A 12,881-nucleotide genomic window follows, 5' to 3' on the forward strand; every position below is an offset into this window, starting at 1 on the left:
TTATTTCCCCTCTCATTAAATATTTATGTACAAAAACTATACTTAAATTGAATTCGAGAGTCTATCGACTAGTAAAAAAAAAAATTTATTTTGCGAATCCAGTAAGTAAAGGAATCGTCATCGAAATTGATGGAAAATATGTTATTAAAAATATAACTATAGCTTCTACAGCTAAGAATGGCAATATAGCTTTTGCAATTGTTTCTACTCTTTCCCCAGAAACAGAGGATGCAACAAATAACACAAGACCCATGGGTGGGGTTGCTAAACCAACAGTTAAATTTACAGACATAATAATTGCAAAATGTACAGGATGAACTCCAAGCTCAACAAAAACTGGTCCAAGAATAGGCCCCAAAATAATTATAGCTGGACCTGCATCTAAAAACATTCCAACAACAAATAATAAAATATTTATAAGAAATAATAAAACATAAGGGTTATCAGTTAATCCTAAAACAAAAGCGGCAAGATGCTCAGGAGCATGTGATAAACTTACAACGGTTTTAAAAGCCATTGCAGCGCCTACTAAAAGAAGAACTACTGAAGATACCATCGCTGCTTTTGTCATCACTTTAGGAACATCTTTCCATTTTAATGATTTCAAAACAAACAAACCGATAAACATTGCGTAAGCAGCTGCTACAGCTGATGCTTCTGTTGGAGTAAAAATTCCACCAAGAATACCTCCTAAAATTATTACTGGTGTCATTAAAGGAAAAAAAGCTTTAAGAGATGCTTTGCCTCTTTGGCTCCAAGTTGTTTTTTCTGTCACTGCTGGAAAATTATATCTCTTAGCCATAAATTTTATTGTGACCATCAAACTAACTCCTACTAAAATGCCAGGTACAATCCCTGCTAAAAATAATGCAGCAACACTCTCGCCCATTACATAAGCATAAATAATCATAATCCCTGACGGAGGAATAATTGGTCCTATCACAGAACTAGCTGCGGTAATAGCAGCTGCAAATTTTTTTGTATATCCTTGCTTTTCCATTGCAGGAATAAGCATTGATCCAATTGCTGATGTATCAGCTACAGCTGAACCCGATAAACCTGCAAATAACATTGAAGTCAATACATTCACATGAGCCAAACCACCTTTTAAATGACCCATCATCGCCTGACTAAACTCTACAAGACGATGTGTTATTCCCCCTCTATTCATTAACTCCCCAGCTAACATGAAAAAAGGAATAGCCATAAGTGGAAAACTATCTATTCCATTATAAATATTCCTATACAACATTGCACCATCTCTGGCCTGGTCATTTAACCAAAGTAAAATTCCTGGTGCCGCTAACAAACCAAAAAATACTGGTAAGCCAATTAATAGAAATAATAAAAACAAAGGAAGGAACCAAACTAACATTATTGTGTCTCCAACTTTTGTTTATCGTAATCTTCAGGTAAATCTAACCTAGTAAAATTCGTAAGAATATTTCTCAAAATTAATTCTATGTTCACAGATATTAAAAATATAATCCCAACTGGTAAAGACATGTACATCCAAGCTAATTTTATTGGTTCTGCTTTTCCACCAATTAAATGAAAAGGAATTTTTATCGAAGAAGAATTAAATATCCACCCTGCATTAATATGTTTAAAACCTAATTCTAAACCTATAACTAAGACAAAAAGAGATACAATTAACAAAAACAAAGTTAAAAAAGTTGATATAAGTTTTGGTAAAAATCTCTCTAATAAATCAATTGAAACAAATCCGCCCCATCTATAAGCAGAAGGTGCAATCAGTCCTGTCATCCATAACATCAAAAATCTAGCAACCTCATCAGGCCATGGCAACGCATTATTTAATACATATCTAAAAAATACTTGTATTAAGATAACAATCACCATCAAAAGTATTGCTATCCATGCAAATTGTCTGCCAATTCTTAAAAAAAAAGTATTTATTTTCTCAAGGATATTAAAAACAAATAGGAGAATATTAATTGTCAAATTCACAGCTAAATTTATTTTAATTATTTAATAAATACAACTTTAATCAAAAAACTAATTTACTTTATATAATAATTCTCGTATTAAAAATGCTCTCTAAAAAATTTATATACAATTATGAGTAATAAAAAAAAGATATTGATTATTCAAAAAGTCCATGAAAAAGGTATGGAATTAATTAATAACCACCCTAACTTTGATGTTGAAGTAACTGATGATACCTCTGTAGAAAATTTAAAATCTAAAATAAAAGATTGTGATGGCGCTTCAATTAGAATAGCAAAATTATCAGGTGATGTAATTAATGAAGCAAAAAATCTTAAAATAATTTCTAGACATGGAGTTGGCTACGATAATATTGATTTAAAAACAGCTAAAGAAAGAGATATAAAAATTGCTATTACAGCTAATGCAAATGCAGTTACAGTTGCTGAGCATGTTATGTTTGTCCTGCTAAATATTGCAAAAAGAAGAGAACTTTATCATACGACAGTTAAAGAAGGTAATTTTAAGGACAGAAATAAATTACCTAAAACCATTGAAATATGGAAAAAAAATTTCCTAATTATGGGATTTGGTAGAATAGGTAAAGCACTAATTAAAAGGTGTTTGGGATTTGAAATGAATGTTTACGTCTATGATCCATTTGTAGATAAAGATATAATAGATAAGCTTGGTGGGAAAAAAGTTAATAATATTGAAGAGGCAGTAAAAACAATGGATGTAATATCTCTACACATGCCTTTAACAGACAAAACAGAAAACCTTATTAATTATAATTTGCTTAAAACAATGAAGAAAAATTGTATCATCATTAATGCTGCTAGAGGTGGGATTATAAATGAAGAAGATCTTAATAAAGCTTTAAATGAAGATTTAATTTTTGGAGCAGGAATTGATGTATTCAAACAAGAACCACCAGAAAATGATAATCCTCTTTTAAAAAATAACAAAGTTTATTTAAGTCCACATACTGCTGCTTTTACTGATGAATGTATGACAAGAATGGGTGTAGAAACAATTCAAAATATAATTGATTATTTCGATGATACATTAGAAAAATCAAAAATTGTAAGATTGTAGTAAGATATATCGTTTTAAAAGTTAGCTTTTATAAATCTCGATACCACTAAGATTTAAAGTTTCAGTTAAATACTTATAACCTATTTTTGCGTATTCAAATGGGTTTGCTTTTGCAGGATCTTGTTCCGCCTCTACTACCAACCATCCAGAATAATTTTTTTTCTTCAATACATCAAACAATGGTTTATAATCAATACATCCATCACCTGGAACTGTAAATGCACCTTCTAAAAATGCCCCTCTAAAACTTAAGTCTTCTTTTAAAGATTTTTCTAAGACACTTTTTCTAATATCCTTACAATGCATATGAATTAATCTTTCGCTAAAATCATTTAATATTTTTAAAGAGTCTCCTTGAGCGAATAACATGTGGCCAGTATCTAATGTAAGTTTTACACTATCATGTGTGTTTTCAAGTAGTCTTACCGTATCCTCTTCAGTCTCTATTATCGTACCCATATGATGATGATAAGCAAGTGGCATACCTTCATCTTCGAGATATTTTCCCATTTCTGAAATTTTTTCATAATATTTTTTAGACTCATCAAGATCCATTTGAGGTCTTGTAGATAATTTTCGATCTGGGTCTCCTTGAATTGAACCAGAAACTTCCGCAAAAACCATACAAGGTGAATTACAATCTTTGAAAAGTTTAAGTTGACCTTGAATAACTTTTTTTTCTTCATTCACACTATTTGTTCTTAAATTAGCGCCATACCAACCTGAACAAAGATTTAGATTAAATTCATTAAGTTTAGGGATTAATTCTTCTGATTTTTTTGGAAATTTACCACCAGACTCAATTCCAATAAATCCTGCCTGACTAGCTTCTGACAAACATTGTTCTAAAGAAGTATCGCCACCTAATTCAGGCATATCATCGTTACTCCATGCAATTGGTGCTATTCCTAATTTTACTGACATAAAATTTATTAAAAAGTTAAATCATTTTTAAATGATGATGTTATATGCATCAAGAAAATTATATTTTAATTAGTGTTTAATTCATCATTAAAAATGTTTCTTGATTTTGTTTTTTAATTCTGTTCTATATTCTTATGATTAACTTTTCGTTAATGGGAGCAGGACGGATTGGAAAAATGCATGCTAAATTTATTGCAGCACATCCAAAAGCAAAATTAAAATACATTTACGATATTAATTCTGAATTCGCTGAAGAAGTAGCAAAATCAACAGGGTGCTCAATTGCTTCTTCACCAGAGGACGCAATTAATGCAGATGATATAGACGCAGTTCTTATAGCTTCTGCTACTCCAACTCATACTCAATTTATTACAATGGCAGCAAAAGCAGGAAAAGCAATTTTTTGTGAAAAGCCAATTGATTTGGATATCAATAAAGTAAATGAGTGCATGGAAAATATCAAAGGAACAAACGTTCCTATTCAAATTGGATTTAACAGAAGGTTTGATTCCAGTCATGCAAAGGCACAAGAGGCAAGGGTAAAAAAGGAAATTGGTGAATTGGAAATGGTTGTTATTACTAGTAGAGATCCTGAACCTCCTGGAATTGACTATTTAAAAGCTGCTGGAGGATTTTTTAGAGATACTACTATTCATGATTTTGATTTAACTAGATTTATATTGGGAGATGATCCTATAGTTCAAGTATCAGCATTTGGAGGTGCTTTATTTGATAAAAATTCACAACAAGTAAAAGATCTAGATACTGCTATGTTTATTTTAAAATCAAAAAATGGTGTTTTAATTCATATTAACAACTCACGACGAGCAGTTTACGGATATGATCAAAGAGTTGAAGTATTTGGTAGTAAAGGAATGGTAATCTCTGATAATCAAACTCCTACTTCTTTAGAAAGATATACAAGCAAATCAACAAATGAAAAAGAACCTATACATTTCTTTTTTATTGAGAGATATGAGCAAGCTTACAGAGATCAATTTAATGAGTTTGTAAAATGCATTGAAAATAAAACAAAACCATTAGTAGGATTTGAGGATGGAAGAAACGCCTTAATAATAGCTAATGCAGCATATGAATCCTTTGAAAGTGGTAAAGTAATAGATATAAAATTTTAACATGTCTAATAAATATATATCTGAACAATCTAACCAATTTAAAAATAAGATAATAATTGTAACAGGAAGTACCCAAGGAAGTGGAGCTGAGACTGCAAAATTACTAGCAAATAGAGGTGCTAAGGGAATAACTATTTGTGGAAGAAATAATGAAAAAGGAAACAAGGTAAAATCTGAAATAGAAAGCATGGGTGCAGAATGCCTATACGTTCAAGCAGATTTAGAAAAACTTGAAGACTGTAAAAAAATAGTTTCTGAAACTGATAAAAAATTTAATACGGTAGATTCTTTTATAAATGTTGCCGCTTTTACTGAGAGAGGAACTATCTTAAGCACAACAGAGGAAAATTATGATAAAAATTTTAATGTAAATGTAAAAGCTCCTCTTTTTATGATGCAAGACGTTATAAAAATAATGATTAGAGATAAAAAAAAAGGAACTATAGCTCATATTTTATCAATGGCTGGATATAGTGGTATGCCTTTCTTAACTGCTTACAGCTCCTCTAAAGCAGCATTAGCAGTAATGATTAAAAATGTTGCAAATTCAGTTTCTGGTCATCAAATAAGAGTGAATGGTGTAAATCTAGGATGGACAGATACACCAGCAGAAACCGTAATTCAGAAAAAATTTCACAACGCAGATGATAATTGGTTAAAAAAAGCTGAGTCAAAAGTTCCTTTTAAAAGATTAAACAAACCTTTAGATGTTGCTAAGATTTTGGCTTTCTTGTGCTCAGATGAGTCAGGAATTATGACTGGTAGTATTGTTGATTTTGATCAAACAGTTGCCGGATGGCATTCTTATTCAGCATATGACACAAAGGTATTAGATGATAGTATTTTAGGAGAGTGAACCTAATTAAATTAAATTATGAAAAAAAATAAAATCAAAGATACTGGTTTGGAAGTTACAGAATTAAGTTTTGGAACATCCTCTCTGGGGAGTATGCCAGATACTTATGGTTATGAAGTACCAGAACAGAGAGCTCAAGAAACTTTAAAAAGATTTTTTCAAGGTCCAGTAAATATGCTTGATACTTCAAGAAATTATGCAATGGGAGAAAGTGAAAAAAGGATTGGAATTGCAATAAAGGAAAATGGAGGTTGGCCAGAGAATTTTATCTTATCAACTAAAATTGATAGAAACATGGAAACGCTAGTTCTTGATAAAAAAAGAACAAGAGAATCTATTGAAGAAAGTTTAAAAACTTTAAATGTAGATTCTGTTGATATTTTATTTCTTCATGATCCAGAATACGTAAAAGATGTAAATGATGTCACTAAAAAAGATGGTGCATTGGATGAGTTATTTAAAATAAAAGAAGAAGGCTTGGCTAAAGCAGTCGGTTTAGCAATGGGAAAAATAAATATAATGTTTCCTATTTTAAAAAATTGGGACTTTGATGTGATAATTAATCATAACAGATATACTTTATTAAATAGAGAAGCGGATGAGATGTACAGCTATGCTCACAGTAAAAATATATCTATTTTTAATGCCGCTCCTTACGCTGGTGGTGTCTTAGCAAAAGGTCCAAATAACTTTAAAAAAATAACTTATCAAGATGTTACCGAAGAAAAACTTGCGCCTGCCAGAGAAATAGAAAAAGTTTGTAAAAAATATAATGTTGAAATGGGCGCAGCTGCTTTACAGTTTTCAATGAAAGATAAAAGAATCACTTCTACTCTATGCGGTGTTACTAGTGTTCAGAGTATTGAAAAAAACTTATCATGGGCTCAAACAAGTATCCCAGAAAAATTTTGGAAAGAACTTTTAAAATTACCTTACTCAACAAAAGATCCAGAGTCTGAAAGAATATTCACACCTGGATAAATTTTAAGAATTAATGAATAATATATTTATATATTTATTTTGTTAATTTAATAATCAACAATTTCTGGGGATAATTTTTAATTGTAATCAATTTTAAAAATACATAATCTATCAAACATAAATTAAAAAAGGAGCATAAATGAAAAAGGTTATTATCTCATTAATAATGATGTTTGGAATAATCTCTTCAAATTCATTTGCTGGTACTTTGGTGATTAATACAGATACATCTGATGCAGCACCAAAAGAAGCTTTTGAATATATTATTAAAAAATTTGAAGAAGAGAACCCAGACGTCACAGTAAAATGGAATGTTTTTGACCATGAAGGTTACAAACAATCCATAAGAAATTTTTTAAACACTGATCCACCTGATGTTGCAAACTGGTATGCTGGAAATAGAATGTTACCATTTGTAAGAGCAGGTTTGTTTGAAGATGTCTCTGATATTTGGAAAGACTCAGGTTGGGTAGACGGAAACCTTTCTGAAAATATGGAGCATGCTAAAAAATCTATGACGATTGGTGGTAAGCAATGGGGTATTCCTTACACTTATTATCAGTGGGGCGTGTATTATAGGAAAGATTTATTTACAGCAAATGGAATATCTGTACCAAAAACATGGGATGATTTTGTAGCTGCATGCGCTACGTTAAAAGCAGCAGGTATTACACCTATTACAATTGGATCAAAGTATCTTTGGACAACAGCTGGTGTTTTTGATTATTTAAATCTTAGAACAAATGGCTATGAGTTCCATATGGATTTAACACTAGGTAAGGTTCCTTACACAGATCCAAAAGTGCAAGCAGTATTTGATAAATGGGATGAGCTTGTAAAGCCTGGTTACTTCTTAGAAAATCATGCAGCACTTAGTTGGCAAGAAGCTTTAACTCCTATGGTGAACGGTGAAGCAGCAATGTATGTAATGGGTAACTTTGCTGTTGCTCCTTTAAAAGAGGCTGGCTTAAGAGATTCTAATTTAGGTTTCTTCCAGTTCCCTGAAATCACACCAGGTATCCCAATGGCTGAAGAAGCACCTACGGACACTGTGCATATACCTTCTAAAGCTAAAAATAAAACTGATGCTAAGCGTTTCTTAATATTTATGTCTCGAGCAGATGTGCAAGAAGAGATCAATAAAATATTAGGTCAGCTTCCTATTAACAAGAACTCTAGTGTTAAACAGGGAGATCCGTTCTTAAAAGCAGGATTGAATATGCTAAATAATGCTTATGCAATGGCGCAATTCTACGATAGAGATGCTCCAGCTCAAATGGCATCAGAGGGTATGAAAGGCTTTCAAGAATATATGTCTAATCCTGACAGAAGACAAAAAATCTTAGAAAGATTAGAAAAAGTACGTCAAAAAGTTTATAAATAAACTTTTAGCTTAACTGTGGGGCTTACTGGCCCCTCAGTTAAAAATTCGATTTCATCAATTTTTAAAATATAAATATATGGAACTAAATAATCCAAAAGCTAAAAGAATTACTTGGTGGCAAAAAAATCAAATTAAAATAAGCCCATGGATTTTTCTTGCTCCAGGATTAATATTTTTTTCCATTTATGTAATAGCACCGATATTTGTATCTATTGGTATTTCTTTTTATCAATGGGATGGATTATCTCCATCTATATATATTGGTCTTCAAAATTATATTGAACTTTTAGATGATGAATATTTTTATATTTCACTTTGGAATAATCTTAAATGGTTAATATTTTTTATGTTAGCAGTTCCTATTGGCTTAGGACTAGCAATATTTTTAAATCAAATTGTTTTTGGAATAAGATTAATTAAATCTCTATTTTTTTTTCCATTTGTTATTTCTCAAGTAGTCATTGGACTTATTTTTACTTGGTTTTACCAACCAAATTATGGGGTTATTGCACCCTTTCTAAATTTTATTGGATTAGAAGGATTTTCAATTCTAGCAAATGAAAATACTGCAACTTATGGGATAATATTTGCAGGTCTATATCCACAAATTGCTTATTGTTTAATTTTATATTTAACAGGACTTAACAATATTAACCCTGAACAAATTGAGGCTGGGAGAATGGATGGCGCCAAAGGATTTCATTTATTTTGGAATATAGTGCTTCCACAACTAAGACACGCTACCTTTTTAGCAATTGTAGTAACTGTGATTGGTGCTCTTAGAAGTTTTGATATGGTGGCGATAATGACTCAAGGTGGACCTTATGGTTATTCAAATGTCTTAGCGTATTACATGTTTGAGCAAGCTTTAAGTGAATACGGTTATAGAATGGGATACGGGTCAGCGATAGCAACTGTTTTGTTTACAATAATGATGTTTTATATTTTATTTTTTATATACAGAATGTATCGAAACGAAAGGGAGGATAATAACTAAATGTTCCCTACTCCAATTCATAAAAGACCAATCGTAAATCAATATATTTATAAAATATTTTTACCTATCTCATTAATTATTTGGTTGATACCGATTTTTGGTATTTTAATGACATCAATAAGAGGTTTAGGAGATATTACTGCTGGAAATATGTGGGGAACACCAAGTGAATTTTTACTTTTTTCAAATTTATACGATGTTTTCACTAACACTCCAATGATCAAATACACTCTAAATAGTTTTAAAGTAACTATACCAACAATGTTAGGAGCGGTTGCTTTAAGTTGTATGACTGGCTTTGCTCTTGCGAATTATAAGTTTAAGACAAATTTAATAATATTTTTTATTTTTATAGCTGGAAACTTTGTTCCATTTCAAATTTTAATGATACCGGTTAGAGATCTGACTTTTAAAATTGGTCTATACAACACTATTACAGGATTGGTTTTATTTCATGTAGCTTTTCAAACGGGTTTTTGCACACTTTTTATGAGAAATTTTATTAAAGCGTTACCTCAAGAGCTTATCGAGGCTGCGAGAATGGATGGAGCATCTGAATTTAGAATATTTTGGAAGATTATATTACCTTTGACAAGACCCGCTATTGCAGCACTGTGTGTTTTAATTTTTACATTTATATGGAACGATTATTTTTGGGCAACCGTTTTAATACAAGGTGATCATGCAATGCCAATTACTGCTGGATTAAAATCATTAAATGGTCAATGGATTACAGCTTATCACTTGCTATCAACTGGATCTATTGTTGCTGCAATACCTCCGGTTATTATGTTTTTTTTAATGCAAAAACATTTTATTGCTGGATTAACTCTTGGAGCAACTAAAGGTTAGTATGATTAAAATTACTTTTATTGGAGCAGGAAGCACTGTATTTATGAAAAATATTCTAACAGATATTTTGCTTGAAAAAAATTTCAGTAACTGTGAAATAGTTTTGCAAGATATTGATGATAGAAGATTAAAAACCTCAAATTTGGTTGCAGAAAAAGTTGCAAAATCAATAAGTGCAAATCCAAAGATTATAATCGAAAAAAATCAAAAAAAAGCACTTAGTGGAGCTGACTTTGTAATATTAATGTTTCAAATAGGAGGTTATGAGCCCTCTACAGTTATTGATTTTGAAATTCCGGCAAAGTATGGACTAAAACAAACTATTGGTGATACTTTAGGAATAGGTGGGATCATGAGAGGATTGAGAACTGTCCCCGCTTTATTGTCAGTTGTAAAAGATATGAATGAAGTTTGTCCAAGCGCAACTATGTTGCAGTATGTTAATCCTATGGCAATTAATTGTTTAGCATTGTCTAAATTTGCACCTGAGCTTAAATATATTGGACTTTGTCATTCTGTACAAGGAACTGCTGAAGATTTAGCAAAAGATATTGGCGAGGATATAAAGAACATTAGTTATGAATGTTCAGGTATCAATCATATGTCTTTTTATACTAAGTTTGAAAAAATTAATCCTGATGGAAAAAAAGAAAATCTTTATCCTAAAATTTTTAAAGCTGGAAAAGAAAAAACATTTGGTACTAATTGGGATGGATGCACGAACGAAGTTAGATATAAAGTTTTAGAAAAATTTGGATATTTTGTTACTGAGTCATCCGAACACTTTGCAGAATATACTCCTTGGTTTATTAAAAATAACAGAGAGGACTTATTAAGTGAATTCAATATTCCAATTAATGAATATATTCGAAGGTGCAAAAAACAAATTAAAGAGTGGGATCAACAAGAGCAAAATTTATTAGATGGAGAAAAATTTGTTTGTGAGAAATCTTTAGAGTATGCTTCACGGATAATTGTATCAATTGTTGACGGAAAAGAAGACACGGTTAATGGAAATGTTTTGAATAACAAGTTAATTTCTAATTTACCAGATGATTGTTGTGTTGAGGTACCATGTAAAATAAATAATGAGGGAATTAACCCTCAAAAAGTTGGGGATTTACCTATGCATTTAGCAAACCTAATGAAAACTAATATAAATGTTCAACAATTAACTGTTGAAGCTTTAAGAACCAAAAAAAAAGAGACCATTTATCATGCGGCTATGTTAGATCCACTTACTTCTTCTTTATTAAGTTTAGATCAAATTAGTTCTATGGTAGATGAGTTATTAAAAGCTCATAAAAATTGGATACCAGAATTTAACTAACATGAAAAATAAATTTCCTAATGATTTTTTTTGGGGAACGGCTACAGCAAGTTACCAAATAGAGGGTGCTACAGATAAAGATGGAAAAAGCAAAAGTATTTGGGATACTTTTACTCATACACCTGGAAAAGTTAAAAATAATGAAAACGGAGATACTGCTGTAGACCATTATCATAGGTACGAAGAAGATATTGAGCTGATGGCTAATATAAATTTAAATTCATATAGATTTTCTTTAGCTTGGACCAGGATTATCCCTGAAGGGATAGGTAAAATAAACCCTAAAGGAGTAGATTTTTATTCAAGGTTGATAGACAAGTGTTTAGAAAAAAATATTGAGCCTTTCATAACTTTATATCATTGGGACCTTCCTCAATCACTGCAAGACAAAGGGGGTTGGGCAAATAAAGACATAACAAATATATTTTCAGATTATTCAGAGGCTATTGTTAAAAATTTTGGAGATAGATGTAATCATTTTATCACATTTAATGAACCACAAGTATTTACTATTCATGGATATGTAGATGGTTACATGGCTCCAGGATACAAAGATTTAGAAAAATACTTTGCATCAATACATAATGTTAATGTTGCACATGGCAAAGCTTTCCAAGCAATGAAATCTTTAAATAATAATATAAAAATTGGCTGCACTTTCAATATGGCGCCATGTATTCCTGCCACAAAATCAAGTGAAGATCTTCATGCAACTAAATTATTCGATACTTATTGGAATAGATCATTTGCCGACCCTATGTATCTTGGAAGATATCCTGAATTACTAATTGATGATGTCTCAAAACATATTCAACAAGATGATATGAAAAATATTTTTCAAAAAAATGATTTTATTGGATTAAATCATTATCAACATATTAGAATTAAAGCTGATAATAAAAGTTTACTTAAAGCAAGAGGAGCATTCAATGATGAATTGCCTTTTGGTCTTGAGGGCAAAGATGCAAAGTTAACTCTTATGGGATGGGAAATTGTTCCAGATGCTTATTATGATCAAATTATGGATTTAAAAAATAATTATGGAAATCCGGATATTTATCTAACTGAAAATGGTGCAGCATATCCAGATTTAATAGAAAAAACTGGAGAAATAAACGACAGCGATCGTATTGATTATTTTAAAAAATATTTAAGTGCTGTAAAAAAATCTATTGATGATGGAGCTAAAGTTAAAAGCTACTTTGCATGGACATTCATGGATAATTTTGAATGGGCGTTAGGATTTGAAAAGAGATTTGGAATAGTGCATGTTGATTTTAACACTTTAAAAAGAACACCTAAAAAATCATACTATTTTTTCAAAAAGCTTGTGGAACAAAATTCGATTCCTTTAGATTTTTAATTTATTAAAT

Annotated in this window: 12 protein-coding genes; 9 read left to right on the forward strand and 3 right to left on the reverse strand. The window is 30.8% G+C overall.

Annotated features, from left to right (window positions below):
* Positions 1-85 precede the first annotated feature (85 nt).
* A complete protein-coding gene (locus tag ACTT9Y_RS04050; protein WP_440933120.1) occupies positions 86-1,375 on the reverse strand; it encodes a TRAP transporter large permease in 1,290 nt (429 codons plus the stop codon).
* Positions 1,375-1,971 carry a TRAP transporter small permease gene (locus ACTT9Y_RS04055; protein ID WP_440933121.1) on the reverse strand — a complete coding sequence of 199 codons (597 nt, stop codon included), beginning with the start codon at positions 1,969-1,971 and terminating at the stop codon, positions 1,375-1,377. Before ACTT9Y_RS04055 ends, ACTT9Y_RS04050 begins: the two co-directional genes overlap by 1 nt.
* 111 nt (positions 1,972-2,082) lie before the next feature.
* On the opposite strand from ACTT9Y_RS04055, the gene ACTT9Y_RS04060 reads away from it, so the two are divergent.
* A complete protein-coding gene (locus ACTT9Y_RS04060; protein WP_440933122.1) occupies positions 2,083-3,048 on the forward strand; it encodes a hydroxyacid dehydrogenase in 966 nt (321 codons plus the stop codon).
* A gap of 21 nt (positions 3,049-3,069) precedes the next feature.
* Here ACTT9Y_RS04060 and iolE read toward each other — a convergent pair whose 3' ends face one another.
* Positions 3,070-3,972 carry a myo-inosose-2 dehydratase gene (gene iolE / locus ACTT9Y_RS04065; protein ID WP_440933123.1) on the reverse strand — a complete coding sequence of 301 codons (903 nt, stop codon included), beginning with the start codon at positions 3,970-3,972 and terminating at the stop codon, positions 3,070-3,072.
* Between the two features lie 134 nt (positions 3,973-4,106).
* On the opposite strand from iolE, the gene iolG reads away from it, so the two are divergent.
* The 8 genes from iolG (at position 4,107) to ACTT9Y_RS04105 (ending at position 12,871) form a co-directional block, all read left to right on the forward strand.
* Positions 4,107-5,108, forward strand: a complete 1,002-nt coding sequence (gene iolG, locus ACTT9Y_RS04070; RefSeq protein WP_440933124.1) for an inositol 2-dehydrogenase — start codon at positions 4,107-4,109, stop codon at positions 5,106-5,108.
* A gap of 1 nt (position 5,109) precedes the next feature.
* On the forward strand, positions 5,110-5,964 hold the full coding sequence (locus ACTT9Y_RS04075) for an SDR family oxidoreductase (RefSeq protein ID WP_440933125.1): 855 nt from the start codon (positions 5,110-5,112) through the stop codon (positions 5,962-5,964).
* Between the two features lie 18 nt (positions 5,965-5,982).
* Positions 5,983-6,945: an aldo/keto reductase gene (locus ACTT9Y_RS04080; protein WP_440933126.1), complete on the forward strand. Its 963-nt coding sequence runs from the start codon at positions 5,983-5,985 to the stop codon at positions 6,943-6,945.
* Between the two features lie 139 nt (positions 6,946-7,084).
* The gene (locus ACTT9Y_RS04085; RefSeq protein WP_440933127.1) at positions 7,085-8,329 is read left to right on the forward strand and encodes an ABC transporter substrate-binding protein; all 1,245 of its coding nucleotides are present in this window, start codon (positions 7,085-7,087) and stop codon (positions 8,327-8,329) included.
* A gap of 76 nt (positions 8,330-8,405) precedes the next feature.
* The gene (locus tag ACTT9Y_RS04090) at positions 8,406-9,326 is read left to right on the forward strand and encodes a carbohydrate ABC transporter permease (RefSeq protein ID WP_440933128.1); all 921 of its coding nucleotides are present in this window, start codon (positions 8,406-8,408) and stop codon (positions 9,324-9,326) included.
* The gene (locus tag ACTT9Y_RS04095; protein WP_440933129.1) at positions 9,327-10,178 is read left to right on the forward strand and encodes a carbohydrate ABC transporter permease; all 852 of its coding nucleotides are present in this window, start codon (positions 9,327-9,329) and stop codon (positions 10,176-10,178) included.
* 1 nt (position 10,179) lies between these two features.
* Complete coding sequence (locus ACTT9Y_RS04100; protein WP_440933130.1) at positions 10,180-11,508, forward strand: alpha-glucosidase/alpha-galactosidase; 1,329 nt, start codon at positions 10,180-10,182, stop codon at positions 11,506-11,508.
* A gap of 1 nt (position 11,509) precedes the next feature.
* Positions 11,510-12,871: a GH1 family beta-glucosidase gene (locus tag ACTT9Y_RS04105; RefSeq protein ID WP_440933131.1), complete on the forward strand. Its 1,362-nt coding sequence runs from the start codon at positions 11,510-11,512 to the stop codon at positions 12,869-12,871.
* The last annotated feature ends 10 nt before the right edge of the window (positions 12,872-12,881 follow it).

The sequence above is a fragment of the Candidatus Pelagibacter sp. genome, assembly GCF_052049995.1.
In the GTDB taxonomy this organism is placed as follows: Bacteria; Pseudomonadota; Alphaproteobacteria; order Pelagibacterales; family Pelagibacteraceae; genus Pelagibacter.